General features: G+C 76.8%; 15 protein-coding genes and 1 pseudogene. 8 read left to right on the forward strand and 8 right to left on the reverse strand.

The window, feature by feature from the left end; translation table 11 throughout:
* Nucleotides 1-24: 24 nt before the first annotated feature.
* From QNH85_RS11685 to QNH85_RS11710, 6 genes are all read right to left on the reverse strand, one after another.
* A complete protein-coding gene (locus QNH85_RS11685) occupies nt 25-1266 on the reverse strand; it encodes an MFS transporter (RefSeq protein WP_282946678.1) in 1242 nt (413 codons plus the stop codon).
* Nucleotides 1263-4622, reverse strand: a complete 3360-nt coding sequence (locus QNH85_RS11690) for a sacsin N-terminal ATP-binding-like domain-containing protein (RefSeq protein ID WP_282946679.1) — start codon at nt 4620-4622, stop codon at nt 1263-1265. The genes QNH85_RS11685 and QNH85_RS11690 overlap by 4 nt, the downstream gene beginning before the upstream one ends.
* Nucleotides 4619-5605, reverse strand: coding sequence for a DUF3027 domain-containing protein (locus tag QNH85_RS11695; RefSeq protein WP_282946681.1), 987 nt, complete (start codon nt 5603-5605; stop codon nt 4619-4621). The genes QNH85_RS11690 and QNH85_RS11695 overlap by 4 nt, the downstream gene beginning before the upstream one ends.
* A 1-nt stretch (nt 5606) precedes the next feature.
* Nucleotides 5607-5990, reverse strand: a complete 384-nt coding sequence (locus QNH85_RS11700) for a cold-shock protein (protein WP_213282195.1) — start codon at nt 5988-5990, stop codon at nt 5607-5609.
* A 67-nt stretch (nt 5991-6057) separates the two neighbouring features.
* The gene (locus QNH85_RS11705) at nt 6058-7350 is read right to left on the reverse strand and encodes an EAL and HDOD domain-containing protein (protein WP_282946684.1); all 1293 of its coding nucleotides are present in this window, start codon (nt 7348-7350) and stop codon (nt 6058-6060) included.
* A gap of 121 nt (nt 7351-7471) precedes the next feature.
* A complete protein-coding gene (locus QNH85_RS11710; RefSeq protein WP_282946686.1) occupies nt 7472-8689 on the reverse strand; it encodes a M20 metallopeptidase family protein in 1218 nt (405 codons plus the stop codon).
* 101 nt (nt 8690-8790) lie between these two features.
* Between QNH85_RS11710 and QNH85_RS11715 the strand changes: the two genes are divergently transcribed.
* The 4 genes from QNH85_RS11715 (at nt 8791) to QNH85_RS11730 (ending at nt 15800) form a co-directional block, all read left to right on the forward strand.
* Complete coding sequence (locus QNH85_RS11715; protein WP_282946687.1) at nt 8791-11247, forward strand: helicase-associated domain-containing protein; 2457 nt, start codon at nt 8791-8793, stop codon at nt 11245-11247.
* Nucleotides 11244-12938, forward strand: coding sequence for a DNA repair helicase XPB (locus tag QNH85_RS11720; protein WP_282946688.1), 1695 nt, complete (start codon nt 11244-11246; stop codon nt 12936-12938). The genes QNH85_RS11715 and QNH85_RS11720 overlap by 4 nt, the downstream gene beginning before the upstream one ends.
* A gap of 82 nt (nt 12939-13020) precedes the next feature.
* Entirely contained in the window at nt 13021-14994 is a 1974-nt protein-coding gene (locus tag QNH85_RS11725) for a TPM domain-containing protein (protein ID WP_282946690.1), read from the forward strand.
* Between the two features lie 41 nt (nt 14995-15035).
* Nucleotides 15036-15800: a PspA/IM30 family protein gene (locus tag QNH85_RS11730; protein WP_213282189.1), complete on the forward strand. Its 765-nt coding sequence runs from the start codon at nt 15036-15038 to the stop codon at nt 15798-15800.
* A 95-nt stretch (nt 15801-15895) separates the two neighbouring features.
* On the opposite strand, the gene QNH85_RS11735 is transcribed toward QNH85_RS11730, so the two are convergent.
* A complete protein-coding gene (locus QNH85_RS11735; RefSeq protein WP_282946692.1) occupies nt 15896-16678 on the reverse strand; it encodes a type 1 glutamine amidotransferase in 783 nt (260 codons plus the stop codon).
* Nucleotides 16679-16757: 79 nt separating this feature from the next.
* Here QNH85_RS11735 and QNH85_RS11740 point away from each other — a divergent pair, with 79 nt between their 5' ends.
* The 4 genes and pseudogenes from QNH85_RS11740 to QNH85_RS11755 all read left to right on the forward strand — a co-directional run.
* Nucleotides 16758-17492 carry a response regulator transcription factor gene (locus QNH85_RS11740; protein ID WP_282946694.1) on the forward strand — a complete coding sequence of 245 codons (735 nt, stop codon included), beginning with the start codon at nt 16758-16760 and terminating at the stop codon, nt 17490-17492.
* Nucleotides 17489-19075, forward strand: a complete 1587-nt coding sequence (locus QNH85_RS11745) for a sensor histidine kinase (protein ID WP_282946696.1) — start codon at nt 17489-17491, stop codon at nt 19073-19075. Before QNH85_RS11740 ends, QNH85_RS11745 begins: the two co-directional genes overlap by 4 nt.
* A gap of 83 nt (nt 19076-19158) precedes the next feature.
* On the forward strand, nt 19159-20112 hold the full coding sequence (locus QNH85_RS11750) for an HD domain-containing protein (protein ID WP_346016314.1): 954 nt from the start codon (nt 19159-19161) through the stop codon (nt 20110-20112).
* A pseudogene (locus tag QNH85_RS11755) lies at nt 20109-20369 on the forward strand (DUF4031 domain-containing protein); the annotation flags it as partial. The gene QNH85_RS11750 and the pseudogene QNH85_RS11755, both read left to right, overlap by 4 nt.
* A gap of 316 nt (nt 20370-20685) precedes the next feature.
* Here QNH85_RS11755 and groL read toward each other — a convergent pair.
* Nucleotides 20686-22314, reverse strand: coding sequence for a chaperonin GroEL (gene groL / locus QNH85_RS11760; RefSeq protein WP_213284463.1), 1629 nt, complete (start codon nt 22312-22314; stop codon nt 20686-20688).
* Nucleotides 22315-22541 lie beyond the last annotated feature (227 nt).

The following is a 22541-nucleotide window of genomic DNA, read 5'->3' on the forward strand; positions in this document are numbered from 1 at the left end:
TGAGCCGCTGAGTCCGCTGACCCGCTACGGCGCGGTCGGCTGCTCGGTCCCCGCCCGCGCCGCCTCCGCCCGCGCGGCGGCCGCCCGGGCGCGCGTGCCCTGCGTCGCGTGCTCCGACCACCGCGGCACCCAGACGGCCAGCGCCCCCGCGGCGAGCAGCCCGGCGGCGCCCATCGTCACGATCCCGGCCGCGAGGCTCCCGGCCGCCGCCACGGCGGACACGACCAGCGGCCCCGCCGCGGCGCCGGAGTCCTGGAAGACCCGCCACACCCCGAGGAACCGCGCCCGCCCCTGCGCGGGTGCGACGTCGGCGCCGAGCGTCATGAGGATCCCGGACCCGATGCCGTTGCCGAACCCCATGAGCATCGCGACGACCGCGAGGCTGCCGAGCGTCGACGCCAGAGGCAGGACGGCGATGGCCGCGCCGAGCACGAGCATCGACGGGACCGCGACCCACAGCCGCCCGCGCCGGTCCATCAGCCGGCCCGCCGGGTAGAACAGCAGCATGTCGACGGCGCCGGAGATGCCGAAGACGACGCTCGTCGTCGCGGGCGCGAAGCCGAGGTGCTCGGACCAGAGCGGGAGCACCACCTGGCGGGTCGCCCGGACGGCCCCGACGAGCACGACGGCCGTCCCCAGGGTCGCGAGCAGCCGGCGGTACCGGCGGACCAGGCCGGTGGTCGACACGGGCGTCGCGTCGCGGGGGGCGGCCCGCGGGTCGTCCACGTCCTGCGCGAGCCCGACGACCGCACCCGCGGCGACGGTGGTCCCCACGGCCAGCCAGAACACGGACCGCAGGTCCCCGACGTGCAGCACGGCGGCGCCGAGGAACGGACCGAGGAACACGCCGATCCGGGACACCCCACCGAGGGTGGACAGCGCCCGCGCGCGGTTCACGACCGGCACGACCTCCGTGAGGTACGCCTGCCGCGCCAGGTGGAACACCGCGGACGCGGCGCCCATGACGAGCACGCCCACCGACAGGACCGGCAGCGTCGGCGCGAGCGCGCAGGCGGCCAGGGCGGCGCACGCGACGGCGGCCGCGACCAGCATCGCCCGGCGGTCCCCGACGCGGGCGGCGAGCGCTCCCGCGGGGACGTCGCCGAGGATCTGCCCGACGCCGACGAGGGCGACCACCAGGGCGGCCTGGTCCAGCCCGGCACCCAGCCCCGCGGCCACCAGCGCCACCACCGGGGTGACGGCCCCGAGGCCGGTCTCGTACAGGAGCGCGGGCAGGTAGGCGGAGGTGAGCAGGGACCGGGTCATCGCCCGTCCATGATGCCCCCGGCGTCGGCGACCTGCTCCACGACCAGCTCGGCGGCGCGCGACGGCTCCACGAGCGCCAGCTCCACCGCGTGCCGCAGCCGCCAGGCGCCCGCCGCCTGCGCGAGCCCGCGGGCCAGACCCGCGAGGTGGGTGGCGTGCACGGTGGCGCCGGGGCCGCTGCCCTCCACCCACCAGTCGACCGGCACGCCGTCGACCCGCAGCTGCTCGTGCTCGACCCACGTGCCGGGGGCGTCGGGCAGCAGGGCGCGCGCGGCGGGCGGGGTCTCGGCGAGGCCCCCGGCGTCGTCGCCCTCGTCCTCGTCGACGCGCCCGGCGGCGAGCTCACCGGCGAGCGGCAGCCCCAGGGCCTCCGCGAGGTCCTCGGCGTCGACCCGCCCGGCGACGGGGACCATCGCGGCGACGTCGGTGCGCTGCCACCACATCGGGCCGGGGGCGACGGCGGCGTCCTCCGCGTGCACGAGCGCGACCCGGTCCAGGGCGACCAGCGCGGGCAGGACGTCCAGGTCGGCCGGGCCGTCCGCGTCCGGCCCGGCGAGCGCCGCCCACGCCGACCAGACGGCCGTGGCGAGGGGGACGTCCACGGGCGCGCCGACCGGGGCGGCGGCACGGAGCAGCCGGTTCCAACCGTCCGCGGGCACGTCGGCGAGCCGGCGCACCCCGCCGAGCGCCGCCTGGACGACGGGGTCGGTCCCGGCGACCTCGGGCGGCGCGTCGGGCAGCAGCGCCCGGCGCGCGGCGGGCGGCGCGCCCGGGGCGGCGAGGGGCCCCCGGGGGCCGCTCGCGGCGCGGCGCCGGCCCCGCCGCGCGGTTCCCCCGGGCGCCGCCCGGCCGGCGCGGGCGCCGCCCGCACCCGCCCCGCCCGCCCCCGTGCCCGCGGCGCGGCCGGCCCCCGCGGCGCGGACCGGTTCCAGCAGCGCCCGCCGCAGCGCGCCGGGGCTCGCGAGCCGGGCCAGGACGTCGGGCCACGCGCCGGGGTCGACGGCGTCCAGGTCGGCGACGGCGAGCACCTCCGCGAGTGTCTCCCCCTCCCCGAGCGCCCCGGCGACCGCGGCGAGGTACTCGTCCCACCCGTCCAGGGACTCCGTGACGAGGTCCGCGTCGTCGTCCGCCCCGGCGAGCCGGAGGTCGTCGGTGCCGGCGACGACGTCGGTCAGCACGAGCGGCACGAGGTCCGCCCGCACGCCGACGGCGACGAGCACGTCGGTGCCCCACCGCTCGACCGCCGCGGCCTCGACCGGGGCCAGCACCCGCGGGTCCAGCAGCCGCTCGGCGGGCGACCCCGGCAGGACCAGGCCGTGGGCGGGCGTCGGCTCGCCGTCGGCGGCCCGGAGCGTGAGCAGCCCCAGCAGCGCGCGCCCCGGCGGCACGGGCGCGTCGGGGTCCCGCGGCGCCGCGGTCCCGTCGGCGACGGCCGCGTGCACCAGGGTCAGGACGGCGTCGCTGACCTGATCGGCGAGGTCGAGGTCGTCCTCGTCCGCCTGGTCGAGCACGGCCTGCCGGACCCCGGGGTGCGCGAGCAGGGCGGCGGGGTCGGCCGGTGCCGCGCCGAGGCGCTCGAGGACCTCGTGCGCCGCCGCCGGGTGCACCAGCCGGACGCCCCAGCGGCCCAGGGTCGCGAGTGCCGCGGCGACCGGCCCGTCGGCGTCGAGGGCGCCGGCGACCGGCAGCAGCAGCCCCCGGGCGCCGCGGACCACCCGGCCGTCCGCCAGGGGCACCGGCAGCGCGGCGAGGGACTCGCGCACCAGCGGGTCGGCCACGGCGGGCGCGAGCGCCGCGTACAGCGCGCGCCAGCGCCCGGGCGGCAGACCGGACGCGGCCGGCAGCTCGTCGACCACGTCGGCGACCTCGCGCAGCTCCACGCCGAGCGCCCGGGCCGCCGGCAGACCGCCCTCGGGCAGGACGACCAGGCCCGCGAACCACGGGGCGAGCGCGCGCGTGAGGTCGGCCGCCGCCGGCCCCTCGAGCGCGACGGCCCGCTGCGGCTCGACCAGCCCTCCCGCCGAGCCGCCCTCCGGGTCCGTGCCGCCCTCCGGGTCCGCCCCGCCCACGGCACCCGCGTCCCCACCCGACGCGGCCGTGTCCCTGCCCGCGCCCGGGTCGGCGGGGACGAGCAGCGGGGTGCGGGCGAGGTGCTCGACGAGCCGGCCGCGCAGCGCGGCGTCCACGTCGCTCGCCGGGAGGCCGCGCGGGACGAGCCGGAGGGCGTCCTCGCCGTCGGCCGCGCAGGCGGTGGCGAGCCGCGCGTAGAGGTCGCCCGCGATGTCGAGCAGCGCGTCGGTGGCACGGCCGCGCGCGACGTGCCGCCGGGTCGGGTCCAGCGGGAGGGTCGCGATCAGGAGCGCCGGGAGGTCCAGCGCGTCGTCGGTCGGCGTCGGCGCGTGCACGACCCGCTCCCAGCGCGGGCCGGCGGGCTCCGGGTCCCACGCGGCCCGCTCGCCCTCCGCCCGCGGCATGGCCCAGGTCACGCGCCAGCCGCGGCGCGACCGCTCCTCGACCGGCCGGTCGGCGAGCAGCGCGGGGTCGAGCTCCCCCGCGGCCGTGAGGCGACGCCAGCGCCGGTCGATGTCCGCGACGCGGCGACGGACGCCCGCGAGCTCGTCCTCGACGACCACCTCGGTGAGGCCGGGCAGGGCGAGCAGCAGCGCGTCGCCCACCTCGGCCAGCATGCCGCGCACGGCGTCGACCGCGACGTCGTCCCGGAGCGTCAGCAGCACCGCGGTGTCGTAGCCCTCCGGCGGGCGTCCGGTGTGCTCGCGCGGCAGCCGCAGCGCGGGGAGCGACCCCTCCCGCCGGGCGACCTCGTCCGCGAGCCGCTCGGCGCCGGCCGACGCGAGCGCGAGGTCCCGGCGGGTCTCCGCCACGGAGAACCGCACGGCGCCGCTCGTCGACAGCACCGCGACCTCGTCGGCGACGGCCCGCACGGCCGCGAACCCGACGCCGAACCGGCCGACGAGCCCCGGCCCGGGGCCCCCGACCCAGTCCCGGGACGACGACGCGCGCATCGCCGCGAGGGACGCCACCCCGGCCGCGTCCAGGGGCGCGCCGGTGTTGGCGGCGAGCAGGACGGCGGCGCCGTTCGTCCCGTCGACGCCGTCCGCCCCGTCGGTCCCGTCCGTCGCCGCGGCCAGCCGCAGCAGCAGGCGCCCCGGCACGCCGCCACGGACGGCGGCGTCGGCGGCGTTCTGGGCGAGCTCGACCACCACGCGGTCGCGGTAGTACCCGCGGGCGTGGTCCTCCTCGGTGTTGGCGTCCTCGCGGAGCCGCGCCGGGTCGGTGCGCCACGTCCCCAGCACCCGGTCGCGCAGCGCGCGGGTACCGAAGACGTCGGCGGTCACGGCTCCGGGTGCGACGCCGGCGGCTCGGCCCCGGCGGAGTCCTCGGGCGCGGTGTCCTGGGGCGCGGAGTCCTCGGGCGCGGTGCCGGTGCCCGCGACGCTGACCTCGAGCTCCACGCTCACCGTCTCCACCGTCACGGTCTCGACCGTGGCGGCTGCGTCGTCCGCGACCTCGGCCGGCTCCGGCTGGGCCGCGGCGACCGGCTCGACGGCCGCGACCGCACCCCCGCCACGCACCAGCTCCGCCGTCGGCTCGACGACCAGCTCGGGCGCCACGGGCACCTCGGGCCAGTCGGTCGGCCGCGGGTCGACGTCGCTCTCGGAGTGCGCGCCGCAGCCGTGCTCCAGGGCGACGACCTTGCCGTCGTCGGGCGACCACTCGTTCGCGCACACGCCGAACACGGTGCCGAGCGGCCCCTGCAGCGGGATCAGGAACCCGCAGGTGAGGCACGGCTCGGCGGAGGCGACGGCACCGGCCGTCGCGGGGCCCTGGCGGCCGCGGTACCAGCGCTCGGCGGCCTCGCTGATCCCGACGGGCGACAGCACCCGGTTCCGGGCGAGCGCGAGCTCGTCGATCGCGACCTCGTCGAGCTCCGGGTCGCCGGTGGGCGTCCAGCCGGGCTCGAGGCGCGGGTCGTCGGGGCGGAACGGCAGCACGTCGCCGGGGCCGATGTCGCCGGGGCGCAGGCGCTCGTCCCACGGCACCCACGGCGGCGCGAGGACGGCGTCGTCGCCGGGCAGCAGCACGGCCTCGCACACGGTGGCCTTGCGGGCGCGCGGGGCGCGGGCCAGCGTGACGGTCCACACCCAGCCGCGGTAGCCCTTGGCGGTGCAGGCGAACCGGTGGGAGACGAGCCGGTCGGCGTCGACGGTGAAGCCGAGGTGCTCCCCGACGTCGGCGGGGTGCTCGGCGAGCTCGAGGGCGGCCTCGCGGGCGAGGTCGACGGCGCCGCCGAGCACGGCGTCCTGGGTCGCGGCGGCCATCTCAGGCCTCGAGGTCGTCGGCGACGGCGCGCAGCAGGGTGGCGACCTGCTCGGCGCGGGACTTCTCGGGGTGGCGCCCGCGACGCAGGTCGTTGCCGACCCGGTCGAGCACCTTGATGAGGTCCTCGACGATGACGGCCATGTCGTCGGCCGGCTTGCGGACGGTCTTCGCGACCGACGGCACGGGGTCGAGCAGCTTCACGGACAGCGCCTGGGGCCCGCGGCGGCCGTCGGCCACGCCGAAGTCCACCCGGGTGCCCGGCTTGGGGGAGCCGATGCCCGCGGGCAGGGCGGAGGCGTGGAGGAACACCTCGGTGCCGTCGTCGGCGGCGATGAAGCCGAACCCGCGATCGGTGTCGAACCACTTGACCTTGCCGGTGGGCACTGCGATCCCCTGGTGTGTCGTCGGAAAGTGCGGACCGGCGTCGGCCCGCACGTCACCAGGCTACCGGTCAGCCGAGCGCCACGTCCGCGTCGCCCGCGTCCGCACCGCCCGGCAGCGCCTGCAGGTGCGGCACCGGCTGGTACACGGTCGCGAGCAGGGCGCGCGCCTCCCGCAGGGCGGTCAGGTACACGAGCGAGACGTGCAGCGCGGAGTACGGCGAGCGGATGCTCGGCACCTGCTCCTCGGCGATGGCGTCGAGGTAGGCGTCGAGCACGTCGCACGCCGCGACGACCCGGGCGCTCGGCTGGGACCGGTGCAGCTCGGGGTCGAGGTCGGCCACGGGGACGTCGAGCAGCTCGGAGACGATGCGCACGAGGGCCTCGGTCGACGCCTCCAGCGGGTCCTGCGGCGCGAGGATCTCGGCCGCGCGGGTCCGGGCGAGGGCCATGAGCGGGATCTCGTCGTCGTGGTGCCCGGCCGTGGCCAGCACCTCGAGGATCAGCATCGCGCGGAACCGCTCCCGGCCGAGCAGCACGAGCGCCTGGTGCAGGTTGCGCACCGTGCGGCCCGCGCCGGACACGGAGTTCACGACGCGGAACACCTTGAGCGCGATGGCGGGGTCCGCGGCGGTCAGCCGGGCGAGCCGGCGGTAGGACACCTGCGGGTCGCCGAGCTGGACGAGCAGCCGGCCGGCGACCATCGCGTGGTGCGCGAGCGCGGGCCGGGTCAGCACCGTCGGGCGGCGGAAGTGGTAGCCCTGGAACAGGTCGAAGCCGGCGTCCTGGGCGGCGAGGAAGTCGGTCTCGTCCTCGACGTGCTCGGCGACCAGGGCGGCGTGCGGCGCCTCCCGGCGGAGCTGCGCGGCGAACTCCGCGAGCCGGTCGCCGACGTCGGACATGTCGACCTTGACGTAGTCGCACAGCGGGAGCAGCCGCCAGCGGGCGTCGCCGGGGACGAAGTCGTCCAGCGCGATGCCGAAGCCCAGCCGGCGCAGGCGCTCGACGCCGGCCACCACCTCGTCGTCGCCGGGGACCTGCTCGAGCACCTCCAGCACGACGCGGTGCGGGTCGAGGGCGACGGGGAGCTCGTCGACGATGAACGACCGCGGCACGTTGACGAACAGGTCGCCGTTGCCCGCGAGGTCCTCGACGCCGAACTCGGTCAGCGTCGCGACGATGACCGTCGCGGTCGCCCGGTTGTCGTCGATGCCGGGGCGCACGCCCGAGTCGACCGCCTGCGCGCTGGCGCGGAACAGCAGCTCGTGCCCGATGGGGCGCGAGAGCACGTCGTAGATGCCCTGGCGGGCGACGCACACCTCGCGTGTGGCGCCGGGCATCTGCCCGGCGGTGATCCCGGCCATCCGTGTCCCTCCGGTCGGCGCGCACGGGTCGCCCCACGGCGGGGGCATGACACCTGGTTCATCGGCACGAGCGCGGCGGACCTGAGCCGTCGACCGGGTGGAGCCGCTGATCAGCCGTCCCTCATCCCTCCGAGAGCCGGTCCAGGGCGAGGGCCGCGAGCACCGCCGGGCCGACCGCGAGCGCCCCGTCCTCGAACCGCGCCTGCGCGGAGTGGTTGTACGGGGCGGTGCGCGGGTCCTCGTCGGCGAGGGTCGCACCGACCGCGACGTAGGTGCCGGGCACCTCCTGGAGGACGTAGGAGAAGTCCTCGGCGCCGGCCAGCGGCTGGGGGGCGTCGCGGAACGCCCGCTCGCCGAACAGCCCCCGGGCCAGGCGGGCGGCGCGGGCGGCCTCCCCCGGCGGGCTCGACGTGACCGGGTAGCCCCGCTGGTAGTCCACCGTGGCGGTGAGCCCGTGCGCCGCGGCGACGCCCTCGCACACCCGGGTCAGGCGCTCGGGGACGACGCGGTGCACGTCCTCGGAGAACGACCGCACGGTCGCCTCGATGCGCGCGGTCGACGGGATGACGTTGTCGGTGGTCCCGGCCTCGATCCTCCCGACGGTGACGACGACGGGGTCGAACACGTCGAACTGCCGGGTGACCATCGCCTGCAGCGCCAGGACGATCTCGGCGGCGACGGGCACGGGGTCCTGGGCGAGGTGCGGCATGGAGCCGTGACCGCCGCGCCCGTGCACCGTGACGTGCACCGTGTCCGCGGCGGCGAGCATGGTCCCGGGCCGGCCGGTGACCATCCCCGTCGGCAGCAGCGCCGACAGCACGTGCAGCCCGTACGCGGCGACGACCCGCTGCCCCGCGGCGTCCAGGACGCCCTCCTCGATCATGAGCCGCGCTCCGTGGTCGCCCTCCTCGCCCGGCTGGAACATGAGGACGACCGAGCCGGCGATCTCCTCCCGGCGGGCGGCCAGCAGCCGCGCGGCGCCGACGAGGCCCGCGACGTGCAGGTCGTGCCCGCAGGCGTGCATGACGCCGGGGTTCTCGGAGCTGAACGGCTCCCCCGTGTCCTCCGTGACCGGCAGGGCGTCCATGTCGCCGCGGAGCAGCACCGCCGGTCCGGGCCGACCGCCGCGCAGCACCGCGACGACGGACGACAGGGCGGTGCCCGTGGTGACCTCGAGCCCGAGCGGCTCCAGGGCCTCGAGCACCAGCGCCTGGGTCCGCGGCAGGTGCAGGCCCACCTCGGGGGTGCGGTGCAGCGCGTGCCGCAGGGCGGCGATGTCCGGGAGCTGGGCCCGCGCGGCGGCGCGCAGGTCGGCCAGGACGGCGGGTTCGAGCGGCATGTCGGGCCTCCGGTCGGACGTCGGTCGGCTGACTGCGAACGTACCCCCGAACCCGGTCCCCGGCGCGTCCCTCTAGCGGGGCGGACCGTATCGTGGTGCGGATGGCCACGTTCAGCGAGCACCTGCGCAGCAGGTCGGACGACGAGCTGGTCCGCCTGCTCCTGCGGCGGCCGGACCTGGCGCACCCCTCACCCGCCACCCTGACGTCCCTCGCGGCGCGCGCGACCAGCCGGCCCAGCCTCGAACGCGCGCTCGCGGGGATCGACGCCGCCGTGCTGCAGGCGGTCGAGGCCGTGGTGGCGCTGGTCGAGGGCGGCGGCCCCGACGCCGGTGCGCGGGCCCGCGACGTGGTGGCGGCGGTCGGGGCGTCCCGCGCGGAGGCCCCCGCGGTGCGCGCGGCGGTCGCCGCGGCGACGGACCTGGCGCTGCTGCACCCGGTCGGCGGCCGGGCGAACGACCCGCTGCTGCGCCCCTCCCCCGGCGTCGCGGAGCTGCTCGGGCCCTCGGTCGCGGGGCTCGCGGCCCCCGGACCCCGCGACCCCGCGCCCGAGGCGGTGCCGGGGCTGCTGGCCGAGGCGCCGGGGGCGGGCCGCGCCGTCCTGGACGCCCTCGCGTGGGGACCGCCCGTCGGGGTGCGGCCGACCTCCGGCCCCGCGGCCGACGCGGTGACCGAGCTGCTGCGCCTCGGGCTGCTCGCCCGCGCCGACGACCGGCACGTCGTGCTGCCGCGCGCCGTGGCGCTCGCGCTCCGCGACGGCCGCACCCACCGCGGCCCCGCGACCGCGCCGGCCCCCGAGGACCTGCCGCGCCGGGACCCCGCGCTCGTCGAGGCGGAGCACGCCACCGCGGCCGAGCGCGCCGCGCGGCTGGTCGCCGGCCTCGTCCGGCTCTGGGAGGCCGCCCCGCCCCCGGTGCTGCGGGCCGGGGGCGTCGGCGTCCGCGACCTGCGGCGCGCCGCGCAGGCGCTGGAGGTCACGGAGGCGGAGGCGGCGTTCGTGATCGAGCTCGCCGGCATCGGCGGGCTGGTCCGGGACGACGGCGAGGAGTCCCCGCACCACGTGCCGACCACCGCCGCGGACGAGTGGCTGTCCCAGGACCTCGCGACCCGGTGGGCCCGCCTGGCCGCCGGGTGGTCCACGACCACGCGCACGCCCTCCCTGGTCGGCACCCGCGACGACCGCGGCGGCGTCCGGGCGGCGCTCGGGCCGGAGCTCGGCCGCCCCTGGGCCCCCCGCCTCCGCCAGGCGGTGCTCGGGCTGCTGGCGGACGCGCCGCCCGGCACGGCGTTCGATGCCGGGCAGGTCCGCGCGGCGCTGTCGTGGCGCACGCCGCGGGCGGTGCCGCCGCTGGACGCCGTCGAGGCCGTGCTGCGCGAGGCCGGGTGGGTCGGCGTGCTCGGCGCGGGGGCCCTGTCGACCGCCGGGCGCGCGCTGCTGGACGACGGCGACCGGGTGCCGGCGCTCGCGGCGGCCCTGGAGTCGGCCCTGCCCCCGGCGGTCGACGACCTGCTGCTCCAGGCCGACCTCACGGGCATCGTCCCGGGCCGCCCGGGCCAGGAGCTCGAGGCGCTGCTGGAGACGTGCGCGCGGGTGGAGTCCCGCGGCGGCGCGGTGACCGTCCGGTTCACGCCGGAGTCCGTGCGGTCGGCGCTGGACGCCGGGGCGACCGCCGACGACCTGCTGGCCGACCTCGCCCGGCACGCCCGCGGCGGCGTCCCGCAGCCGCTGGAGTACCTGGTGCGGGACGCCGCGCGCCGGCACGGCCGCCTCCGCACCGGCGCGGCGTCCTCGTACGTCCGCACCGAGGACCCGGCCCTGCTCGCCGGCCTGGCCGAGGACCCGCGGCACGCCTCGCTCGGGCTCGTACGGCTCGCGCCGACCGTGCTCGCCGCCCAGGCGCCGCTGCACGAGCTGCTCGCGGCCCTGCGCGCGCACGGCCTGGCACCGGTCGCCGAGACCCCCGACGGGCAGGTCCTGCACGCCGCGCCCACCGTCCGGCGGGTCGCCGCGAACCGGCACCGCGGCGGGGACGAGCCGGCGCGCGGGGCCGTGCCCCCGGCCGAGCGGGCGGCGGCGCTCGTCGGGCTGCTGCGGCGGGCCGAGGCGGCTCGGGCGGCGGCCGGCGGAGCGACCGGCGCCGGCGGCGCGACCGCCGGCTCTCCGGCCGGGGCCCCCTCCGGCCGGGCCGCCGCGTCGTCGCCCTCCGCCGCGTCCCCCGCGACCGCCCCCACGCTGCGGGAGCGCGCCGCCGGGGTCACCGCCGGGACGGCGGCCGCGCGCGGGGCGGCGGGCCGGGGAACAGCCGACCCCGCCGAGGCGTTGGGCCTGCTGCGCGAGGCGGCGGCCGGGCACACCGAGGTGTGGCTCGACCTGGTCGGCTCGCGCGGCGACCTGGAGCGGCGGCGCGTGCGGCCGGTGCGGGTCGACGGCGGACGGGTGCGCGTGGTCGACACCGCCCGGGACGCCGAGATCGTGGTCGCGGCCCACCGCGTCGCCGCGGTCACCCCTGTCGACGACCACGACACCCCCGACGACGTCCGGAGGACGAGCCCCGTATGACCGACGGACCCCTGATCGTCCAGAGCGACAAGACGCTCCTGCTCGAGGTCGACCACGACCGGGCGGAGGCCTGCCGCCGCGCGATCGCCCCGTTCGCCGAGCTCGAGCGCGCGCCCGAGCACGTGCACACGTACCGCCTGACCCCCCTCGGCCTGTGGAACGCCCGCGCGGCGGGCCACGACGCCGAGCAGGTGGTGGACGTGCTGCTCGAGTACTCCCGCTACCCGGTGCCGCACGCCCTGCTGGTCGACGTCGCGGAGACGATGTCCCGGTACGGGCGCCTGCAGCTCGTCGCGGACCCCGTGCACGGGCTGGTCCTGCACGCGCTCGACGCCGCGGTGCTGGCGGAGGTGCTGCGGTCCAAGCGGACCCAGGGGCTGGTCGGCGAGCGGCTCGACAGCACCGACGTGGTGGTGCACCCCTCGGAGCGCGGCACGCTCAAGCAGGCGCTGCTCAAGCTCGGCTGGCCCGCGGAGGACCTCGCGGGCTACGTCGACGGCGAGGCCCACGCGATCGACCTCGACACCTCCGGGGAGTCGAACCCGGGCGCCGACGGCGCGCCCCGACCGTGGCAGCTGCGCCCGTACCAGGCCGAGGCCGCCGACGGGTTCTGGCACGGCGGCTCGGGCGTCGTCGTGCTGCCCTGCGGCGCCGGCAAGACCCTGGTGGGCGCCGCGGCGATGGCCCGGTCCAAGACCACGACGCTCATCCTCGTCACCAACACGGTGTCGGCCCGGCAGTGGCGCGACGAGCTGATCCGCCGCACGACGCTGACCCCGGAGGAGATCGGCGAGTACTCCGGCGCCCGCAAGGAGATCCGGCCGGTCACGATCGCGACCTACCAGGTGCTGACGATGCGCCGCAAGGGCGTCTACCCGCACCTGGAGCTGCTGGACGCCCGCGACTGGGGCCTGGTGGTCTACGACGAGGTGCACCTGCTCCCCGCGCCGATCTTCCGGATGACCGCGGACCTGCAGGCGCGCCGCCGCCTGGGCCTCACCGCCACGCTGGTGCGCGAGGACGGCCGCGAGGACGAGGTGTTCAGCCTCATCGGGCCGAAGCGGTACGACGCCCCGTGGAAGGACATCGAGGCGCAGGGCTACATCGCGCCCGCGGACTGCGTCGAGGTCCGCCTCACGCTGCCCGAGCGCGACCGGATGCTGTACGCGACCGCCGAGCCGGAGGACAAGTACCGCCTCGCGGCGAGCGCCCCCGGCAAGTCGGACGTCGTGCGCCGGCTGGTGGCGAAGCACGCCGGGGAGCCGACGCTGGTCATCGGCCAGTACATCGACCAGCTCGAGGAGCTCGCGGACGACATCGGGGCCCCGGTGATCACCGGCTCGACCAGCGTGAACGAGCGGCAGCGGCTGTTCGACGCGTTCCGCGCGGGCGAGATCACCACGCTCGTGGTGTCGAAGGTCGCGAACTTCTCGATCGACCTGCCCGAGGCCTCGGTGGCGATCCAGGTGTCGGGGTCGTTCGGCTCCCGGCAGGAGGAGGCGCAGCGCCTCGGCCGGCTGCTGCGGCCCAAGGGCGACGGGCGCACCGCGCACTTCTACGCGGTCGTGGCGCGGGACACCGTCGACCAGGACTTCGCGGCGCACCGGCAGCGGTTCCTCGCGGAGCAGGGCTACGCGTACCGGATCGTCGACGCCGAGGACCTGGAGCAGGCGACGGAGGAGCAGGCCTGACGTGCGCGGGGGCCCGCCGGGTGGGAACCCGGCGGGCCCCCTACTCGTTGCGGCGGACGTACGCCTGAGAAAGGATCACCAGGTGCCGTCGCTCCGCCGCCTGTCCGTGCTCGTCCCGCTCGTCGGTCTCCCGCTGCTGGTGGCCGGCCCGGCGTCCGCCGCCGTGCCGGCGGTCGAGCCCGTGCCGCTCACCAGCGAGGTCACGGACGACGTCGACGTGCTCAGCAGCGGCGACGAGCAGCAGGTGCAGGCCGCGCTGGACGACCTGGCCCAGGAGACGCCGTACCAGCTGTACGTGGTCTACGTGGACGACTTCGAGGACCAGTCCGGCTCGGAGTGGGCGCAGGCGACCGCGGCGGAGTCCGGGCTCGGCGCGGACGACCTCGTGCTCGCCGTCGCCACGGAGACCCGGCGGTTCGCGCTCGCGCCGGAGTCGACCGGCGAGCTGTCCAGCGACGAGATCCAGCAGGTCAAGAACCAGGTCGAGGACCAGCTGCGGGACGACGACTGGACCGGCGCCGCGGTGACCGCCGCGGAGGGCCTGCAGTCCGCGGCCACGGGCGGCGGCGCGGGCGGTGCGATCGGCGGGATCTTCGTGGTCGGCCTGGTCGTCATCGCGGGCGTCACCGGCCTGGCGTGGCTGGCCTCCCGCCGCCGGCGTCGCGCCGCCGAGGCAGCGCCGGGCGCCCCCGGCACCGGACCCGCACAGCCGGCCGGCCCGGTCGACGAGCTCGCCGCGCTCCCGACGGCCGAGCTCGACCGCCGGTCCTCCTCCGCGCTGGTCCGCATCGACGACGCGATCCGCTCGTCCGAGCAGGAGCTCGGCTTCGCGCAGGCGGAGTTCGGGCCGGACGCCACGCGCGAGTTCGAGCAGGTGCTGGCCCGGGCGAAGCAGCAGGTCACCGAGGCGTTCCGGCTCCGGCAGACGCTGGACGACGACCTCCCCGACACCGAGCCGCAGATCCGCGACACCGCGATCCGCATCCTGCGCACCGTCGGCGCGGTGTCCACCGCGCTCGACGGGCAGCAGGAGTCGTTCGACCGCCTGCGGCACGTGCGGTCCCGCGCCGGCGAGGCCCTGGACGCGCACGAGCGGTCCGCCGCCACGCAGCGCGCCCGCGTCGAGGCCTCCCGCACCGCGCTCGCGTCGCTCGCCGCGACGTACCCCGCGAGCGCCCTCACGTCGGTCGCCCCGAACCCCGACCAGGCCGACCAGCTGCTCGACGAGGTCGCGAACGCGGTCCGGCTCGGCCGGGAGGCCGTCGAGTCCGGGGACCGCGACACCGCCGTCCGGTACGCGCAGGCCGCCGAGGAGGCCCTCGGCCAGGTGAACACGCTGATCGGCGCCGTCGAGCGCGCGGGCGCCGACCTGGCGACCATCGGCGCCCGGCTCGACGCCGCGATCGCCTCCATCAGCTCCGACGTCGCCGACGCCGACCGCCTCGCCCCGCGGGACCCCGAGGTCGTGGCGCGGGCGGACGACGCGCGGGCCGCGATCGCCGACGCCCGCACGGCACGCTCCGGCACGGGCGACCCGCTCGCGGCGCTGCGCCGCATCACCGACGCCGAGGCCGCGATCGACGCCGCCCTCGCGCCGATGCGCGAGGCGCAGGACCGCTCGCGCCGCGCCGCCGTCCACCTCGAGGAGGCGCTCGGCCGGCTGGACTCCGCGCTGCGCGGCACCACGGACTTCGTCGACACCCGCCGCGGCGCGGTCGGCCCCGAGGCCCGCACCCGGCTCGCCGAGGCCGGCCGGCTGTTCAACGCGGCGCTCGACCACCGCACCACCGACCCCGAGCGCGCCCTCGACAGCGCCCGCCGCGGCGAGCAGCTCGTCGTCGAGGCGCAGCGCCTGGCCCAGCGGGACGTCGAGTACGCCGAGCAGCAGCAGATGCAGGGCGCCTACGGGCGCGGTCGCGGCGGCATGGGCGACACCGTCAACGGCATCGGCGGCATGGTGCTGGGCGGCATCCTCATCGACTCGATCCTGCGCGGCGGTGGCGGCGGCTTCGACGGCGGAGGCTTCGGCGACGGCGGGTTCGACGGCGGGTTCTGATCGTGTTGGGCAGACGGAAGAGACGAGAGAGGCACGAGGCGATGACCGAGAAGCAGAGCATCTTCGGACGGATCACCCAGCTGGCGCGGGCGAACATCAACGCGCTGATCGACCAGGCCGAGGACCCGCAGAAGATGCTGGACCAGCTGGTGCGCGACTACACCAACTCCATCGCCGAGGCCGAGAAGGCCATCGCGCAGACCATCGGCAACCTGCGCCTGGCCGAGCAGGACTACAACGAGGACGTCGCGGCGGCCCGCGAGTGGGGCGCCAAGGCGCTCGCCGCGTCGTCCCGCGCGGACCAGTACCGCCAGGTCGGCGACGCCGCGAACGCGGACAAGTTCGACAACCTCGCCAAGATCGCGCTCGGCAAGCAGATCACCGCCGAGGGCGAGGCCCGGGACGCCGAGCCGATCATCTCCTCGCAGCGCGAGACGGTCGAGAAGCTCAAGTCCGGGCTCGCGCAGATGAAGGACAAGCTCGGCCAGCTCAAGCAGCGCCGCGACACCCTCGTCGCCCGGCAGAAGTCCGCCCAGGCGCAGCAGACGGTGCAGACGGCGATCTCCTCGATCAACGTGCTGGACCCGACGAGCGAGCTCGCCCGCTTCGAGGAGAAGGTGCGCCGCGAGGAGGCCATGGCGATGGGCCAGGCCGAGATCGCCGCGTCGTCGCTGGACTCGCAGTTCGCGGAGCTCGAGGCCTCCGGCGAGCAGCTGGAGATCGAGGCGCGGCTCGCCTCGCTGAAGTCGGGCGGCCAGCCGCAGCAGATCGGCGCCACCCCCGTCACGCCGCAGATCGAGGCCTGACACCCCGCACGCGGACGGCCCGGCTCCCCTCGGGGGGCCGGGCCGTCCGTCGTGGAGGGGCCGCGGGCCGGACGGGCCGGCTCGGCTGACCCGGCTCAGACGGCGGCGCGGTCCCCCACCCGGGCGGCGACCAGACCGGCGAAGGTCGCCGCGACCCGCGCGCCGTCCACCCGCATCCGGTCGTCGGCCGCCGCGACCGCCGCGTCGACGGCGGCGATCTCGGGCTCGGGGTCGCCCGCGTCCACCGCCCAGCGGTGCATCGTCTCCGGCGAGGTCTCGGGGTGGAACTGCACGCCCCAGGCGCGCTCGCCGACGCGGAACGCCTGGTACGGGTACATCCGCGACGCCGCGAGCCAGGCGGCGCCCCGCGGGAGGTCCACCACCGCGTCGGCGTGCATGGTCGGCATCGGCGTGCTGCGGGTGCCGGCGGCCTCCGCGTCGGCGGCCAGCCCGCCCAGCAGCGGGTCCGCGGCCGCCTCGGGGCGCCACCGCACGTCGACGACGCCGACCTCGCGCCCGGGAGGGGCGGCGACGTGGACCTGACCGCCGGTCGCGACGGCCAGCAGCTGCGCGCCCAGGCAGATCCCGAGCGTCGGGACCCCCGCGGCGACGGCGTCGGCCAGCAGGGCGCGGGTCGCGGCGATGCCGGGCTCCTGCTCGTCGTGGGCCGACATCCGGCCGCCGAGGACCAGCAGGCCGTCGAGGTCGCGGGCGGGCCCGGCGTCCTCGCCCGCGTGCGCGCGGACCAGGCGGACCCGCACACCGTCGAGGTGGTCGGCGAACCGGTCGAGGGGGACGGTGTCGTCGAGCTGCACGACGGTCAGCACGGGCTGCTCGACGGGCTCGGCGGGCGGGGTGGTGGCAGGGGCGGCGCTCACGAGGCAGCACCGTACCGCCTGCGCGCCGCGGCCAGGTCGCTCCCAGGAACCGTTCAGCATCCGGGCGCACACTGGGTGCGTGACCGCAACGACCCGCACCCCCGAGGCCCGGCTGCTCGTCGTGGACGACGAGCCGAACATCCGCGAGCTCCTCGCGACGTCGCTGCGGTTCGCGGGCTTCGAGGTGCACGCGGCGGCCGACGGTGCCGCGGCCCTGCGCCTCGCCCGCCAGGTCCAGCCCGACCTCCTGGTGCTCGACGTCATGCTCCCCGACATGGACGGCTTCACCGTCACGCGGCGCCTGCGGGAGAAGGGCCAGCACGTGCCGGTCCTGTTCCTCACCGCGCGCGACGACACCGCGGACAAGATCACCGGCCTGACCGTCGGCGGGGACGACTACGTGACCAAGCCGTTCAGCCTGGAGGAGGTCGTCGCGCGCATCCGCGCGGTGCTCCGCCGCACGCAGGTCGGCGAGGTCGCGTCCGCGAGCGTGCTCAGCTACGAGGACCTCGAGCTGGACGAGGACAGCCACGAGGTGCGCCGCGCCGGCCAGGTGGTCGACCTGTCCCCCACCGAGTTCAAGCTGCTCCGCTACCTGCTGCTCAACCCCGGCCGGGTGCTGTCCAAGTCGCAGATCCTCGACCACGTGTGGCAGTACGACTGGGGCGGCGACGCCAACATCGTCGAGTCCTACATCTCCTACCTGCGCCGCAAGGTCGACCAGGTCACCGGGCCGGACGGCACCAAGGTCGTGCCGCTGATCCAGACCAAGCGCGGCGTCGGGTACATGCTGCGCAAGCCGAGCGGGACGTGACCGCGCCGACCCAGCCGCAGGCCCCGGACCGCGACCGGCTCGGCGGCGTGCTGCGCCCGGTCCGCGAGCTGTGGGCGCGGACGCCGCTGCTCGCGCGGCTCGTGGGCATCAGCACCGTGCTGCTCGCCGCGGGCCTCGCGATCGCCGGCGCCACGACGACGACGATGCTGTCGAACTACCTGGTCGACCAGGTGGACGCCCGGCTGCGGGCGCAGACGGCCTCGTACAGCAAGTCGATCCTCGTGTACTACCGGACGCACGAGAGCCTCGACGCCGTCGGCCAGCCGGAGTGGGGCGCGTACTCCGACTACGCGATGCGCGTGGAGATCCTCGACGACGTCGCCACCGTCCCGCCTTCGGTCACGACGTCGGACGAGTACGGCAGCCCCCACCTGCCGGAGGTCGACCTCGCGACGCTCGACGAGCCGGTCGTGTCGACGACCAGCGGCACGATGCGCGGGTCCGCCTGGCGGGTGATCACGACCCCCGTGCTCGCCTCGGCCGACGACGACACGACGGTTGGCTACGTCATGCTCGCCCAGCCGCTCGGCCTGGTGCAGGACACCGTCCGCCGCGCCGCGCTGCTCCTGTGGTCGAGCGCCGTCGCGATCCTCGTCATCGGCGTCGTCGTCGGCACCTGGGCCGTCAACCGGTCCCTGCGCGGGCTGCGGGAGATCGAGGGCACCGCCGCGCAGATCGCCGCCGGTGACCTGTCCCAGCGCGTCCCGCCCGCGCCCGAGACCACCGAGGTCGGCCGGCTGGGCGCCGCGCTCAACGGGATGCTCACGCAGATCGAGGCGGCGTTCGACGCGCGCACGGCCTCAGAGGAGCGGATGCGCCGGTTCGTCGCGGACGCCTCGCACGAGCTGCGGACGCCCATCGCGGCGATCCGCGGCTACGGCGAGCTCTACCGGATGGGCGCGCTGACCGAGAAGGACCAGGTCGACGACACCATGCGGCGGATCGAGCAGTCCGCCACCCGCATGGGCGGGCTGGTCGAGGACCTCCTGGCCCTGGCACGGCTCGACGCCGACCGCCCCGGGCGCACGGAGCCCGTCGACCTCGCGGTGCTCGCGACCGACGCGGCGCACGACCTGCGGGCCATCGACCCGACGCGGGAGGTCCGCGTCGGCGCGCTCGACGGTGCCGCCGCCCGCGACGACGACGAGCTGCCCGCCACGGTCGTGCTCGGCGACGAGCCGCGGCTCCGGCAGGTCCTCGCCAACCTCGTCGGCAACGTCGCCCGGCACACCCCCGCCGGCACCCCGGCCGAGCTCGCCGTCGGGCGGGTCGGCGACCGGGTCGTCGTCGAGGTCCGCGACCACGGGCCCGGGATCGCGCCCGAGCACGCCCGCCGCGTGTTCGAGCGGTTCTACCGGGTCGACGCCAGCCGCACCCGCGAGGGCAACGGCTCCGGCGGCGGCGCCGGGCTCGGCATGGCCATCGTCGCGGCGATCGTCGAGGCGCACCACGGCGAGGTCGCGATCACCGCGACCCCGGGCGGCGGGACCACGGTCCGCGTGGCGCTGCCGGCGGGCGACGACCCGGCCGCCGGAACCGGGACGAATCACCCCGTTTCGTGACCCCGCGGCGCTGCGCCGGTCTCCTGGCATGGGGCTACGATGGCGCGTCCGAGCAGGGTCGTCTGTCGCAGTGAGGCTGTTCCATGGGCGTCTACGACGCGCCACAGTGGTTGTTGTCCGCGTTCATCCGCAGCGCGAAGGGGGCCGGCGCCACCGCCGCCACCGAGCGCATCCGTGACGTCGGTGCCGACCTCATCGAGCGGTGGACCGGACCCGGCCGGAGCTACCACAACCTCCGGCACCTGACCGACGTGCTGGCCCGCGTCGACGAGCTCGCCGAGGAGACCCACGAGCCCGACCTCGTCCGGCTCGCCGCCTGGTACCACGGCGCGGTGTTCGACGCCGCGCAGGTCGCCGCCTACGCCAACCGGGGCGGCGAGGACGAGGTCGCGTCCGCCCGGCTCGCGCGCGAGCAGCTGACCGACCTGGGCGTCCCGGCCGGGAGCGTCGACCGCGTGCACCAGCTCGTCATCGCCCTGGTGCGGCACGCCGCCGACCCGACGGACTTCGACTGCGCTGTGCTGTGCGACGCCGACCTCGCGATGCTGGCCGCCGAGCCGCAGCGCTACAAGTCCTACCTGCACGACATCCGCGAGGAGTACGCCGAGATCCCGGTGCAGGACTACCTGCGGGCCCGGGAACGGATCGTGCGGAAGCTGCTCAAGCGGTCGAGCCTGTTCGTCAGCCCGCTCGGCGCCGCCTGGGAGGAGCCCGCCCGGCAGAACCTCGCCGCGGAGCTGCACAAGCTGGAGAAGGTGCTCGCGCAGATCGAGGCGGACGAGCCGGCGGGGCCCGCCGGCGACGCCGCGGCCGCGGGTGGCCCGGCTGGTGCGGGTGGTCCCGGCGGTGCGGCTGGTCCCGGCGGCCCGGGTGGTCCCGGCGGCCCGGGTGGCCCGGGCAGTGCGGGTGGTCCCGGCGGCCCGAGTGGTCCGGGCGGTCCGGGCAGTGCGGGTGGTCCCGTGCCGACGCCGCAGCCCGTGCGGCGCGGCGCGGGTGCGGGCGCGGGTGCGGGTGCCGGCGCCGGCGCCGGCGCGTGACGATCCTCCTCGACCCGCCGCTCTGGCCCCGGCACGGCCGCTCCTGGTCGCACCTGGTCAGCGACACCTCGATCGCCGAGCTGCACGCGTTCGCCGAACGCGCCGGGCTCCCCCGCCGCGCGTTCGACCTCGACCACTACGACGTGCCCGACGAGCGGCACGCCGAGCTCGTGGCCCTCGGCGCGGAGCCGGTGTCCGCCGGCGAGCTCATCCGCCGGCTGCGCGCCTCGGGCCTGCGCGTCCCGGCCCGCGACCGCCCCCGCCACTGCCCCTCCCCCTGCACGCCCTCCCCCGCACGTCCTCCCCGCACGCTCGTCGTCGCCGAGACTGCAGGAAGCGGGGGTTCACAGGCCTCGAAGCGCCCGCCTTCTGCAGTCTCGGCGCGGCACGGCGGGGCGCGGCGGGGCGCGGCGCGGCGCAGCGGGGCGCGGTGCGGCGCGGCGCAGCGGGGCGCGGCGCGGCGCGGCGCGGGCGGACATGCGGACGGGCCGGCCACCCCCTGCGGGGTGACCGGCCCGTCGGCCGTGCAGGTGCGGGGCGTCAGGCGCCCCGCCGATCAGCGGGAGGCGTGGATCAGAAGTCCATGCCGCCCATGCCGCCGTCGCCACCCGGAGCCGGCGCGCCGGCCTTCTCGGGCTTGTCGGCGACGACCGCCTCGGTGGTGAGGAACAGCGCCGCGATCGACGCCGCGTTCTGCAGCGCGGAGCGGGTGACCTTGACCGGGTCGTTGACGCCGGCGGCCAGCAGGTCCTCGTACACGCCGGTCGCGGCGTTCAGGCCGGAGCCGGCCGGGAGGTTGCGGACCTTCTCCGCCACGACGCCGCCCTCGAGGCCGGCGTTCACCGCGATCTGCTTGAGCGGCGCGTCGATCGCGATGCGCACGATCTGCGCACCCGTCGCCTCGTCGCCCTCGAGCTCGAGGGTCGCGAAGGCCTTCTCGCCGGCCTGGATGAGGGCGACGCCACCACCGGCGACGATGCCCTCCTCGACGGCCGCCTTGGCGTTGCGCACGGCGTCCTCGATGCGGTGCTTGCGCTCCTTGAGCTCGACCTCGGTCGCGGCACCGGCCTTGATGACGGCCACGCCGCCGGCCAGCTTCGCGAGGCGCTCCTGGAGCTTCTCGCGGTCGTAGTCCGAGTCGGAGTTCTCGATCTCCGCACGGATCTGGTTCACGCGGCCGGCGATCTGCTCGGCGTCGCCGGAGCCCTCGACGATCGTGGTCTCGTCCTTCGTGACGACGATCTTGCGCGCCTGGCCGAGGACCTCGAGGCCGACCGTGTCGAGCTTGAGGCCGACGGTCTCGGAGACGACCTGGCCACCGGTGAGGATGGCCATGTCCTGCAGCATCGCCTTGCGGCGGTCGCCGAAGCCCGGGGCCTTGACGGACACGGACTTGAACGTGCCGCGGATCTTGTTGACGACGAGCGTGGCCAGGGCCTCGCCCTCGACGTCCTCGGCGACGATGAACAGCGGCTTGCCGGACTGGATGACCTTCTCCAGCAGGGGCAGCAGGTCCTTGACGTTCGAGATCTTCGACTCGACGAGCAGCACGTAGGCGTCCTCGAGGACGGCCTCCTGGCGCTCCGGGTCGGTCACGAAGTACGCCGACAGGAAGCCCTTGTCGAAGCGCATGCCCTCCGTGAGCTCGAGCTCCAGGCCGAGGGCGTTGGACTCCTCGACCGTGATGACGCCCTCCTTGCCGACCTTGTCCAGCGCCTCGGCGATGAGCTCGCCGATCGCGGTGTCGCCGGCGGAGATCGACGCGGTGGCGGCGATCTGCTCCTTGGTCTCGATCTCCTTCGCCTGCTCCAGCAGGGCGGCGGTGACGGCCTCGACGGCCTTCTCGATGCCGCGCTTGAGGGCGATCGGGTTGGCGCCGGCGGCGACGTTGCGCAGGCCCTCGCGCACGAGCGCCTGGGCGAGCACGGTGGCGGTGGTGGTGCCGTCACCCGCGACGTCGTCGGTCTTCTTGGCGACCTCCTTGACGAGCTCCGCGCCGATCTTCTCGAACGGGTCCTCGAGGTCGATCTCCTTGGCGATGGAGACGCCGTCGTTGGTGATCGTGGGGGCGCCCCACTTCTTGTCCAGCACGACGTTGCGGCCCTTGGGGCCCAGGGTGACCTTGACGGTGTCGGCGAGGACGTTGAGACCCCGCTCGATGCCGCGGCGGGCCTCCTCGTTGAAGGCAATGATCTTGGCCATGGGGCTATCGATCCTTCACTGTGGCTCGTGGTTCGGCCGGACGGCGCCCGCGACGGACGGCCCTGCCGCGCCCCACGGTCATGTCCCGTCGGGGCGGCGGACCTCACCGGTCGGCCTGTGTACTCATTCTGTCACTCTCGACCCGAGAGTGCTAAGTCCATGGTTAGCACTCGGCCTGGGTGAGTGCAAGGCCCATCGCTCTCGGCGGACGCCCCGCGACCCCGTGC

The organism is Cellulomonas endometrii (assembly GCF_949769265.1).
Lineage (GTDB): Bacteria > Actinomycetota > Actinomycetes > Actinomycetales > Cellulomonadaceae > Cellulomonas > Cellulomonas endometrii.

Coding starts and splice junctions, on each gene's coding strand:
- QNH85_RS11685 (WP_282946678.1), bottom strand. CDS start 1,266: ATGACCCGGTCCCTGCTCACCTCCGCCTACCTGCCCGCGCTCCTGTAC.
- QNH85_RS11695 (WP_282946681.1), bottom strand. CDS start 5,605: ATGGCCGCCGCGACCCAGGACGCCGTGCTCGGCGGCGCCGTCGACCTC.
- QNH85_RS11705 (WP_282946684.1), bottom strand. CDS start 7,350: ATGGCCGGGATCACCGCCGGGCAGATGCCCGGCGCCACACGCGAGGTG.
- QNH85_RS11710 (WP_282946686.1), bottom strand. CDS start 8,689: ATGCCGCTCGAACCCGCCGTCCTGGCCGACCTGCGCGCCGCCGCGCGG.
- QNH85_RS11715 (WP_282946687.1), top strand. CDS start 8,791: ATGGCCACGTTCAGCGAGCACCTGCGCAGCAGGTCGGACGACGAGCTG.
- QNH85_RS11720 (WP_282946688.1), top strand. CDS start 11,244: ATGACCGACGGACCCCTGATCGTCCAGAGCGACAAGACGCTCCTGCTC.
- QNH85_RS11730 (WP_213282189.1), top strand. CDS start 15,036: ATGACCGAGAAGCAGAGCATCTTCGGACGGATCACCCAGCTGGCGCGG.
- QNH85_RS11750 (WP_346016314.1), top strand. CDS start 19,159: ATGGGCGTCTACGACGCGCCACAGTGGTTGTTGTCCGCGTTCATCCGC.
- groL (WP_213284463.1), bottom strand. CDS start 22,314: ATGGCCAAGATCATTGCCTTCAACGAGGAGGCCCGCCGCGGCATCGAG.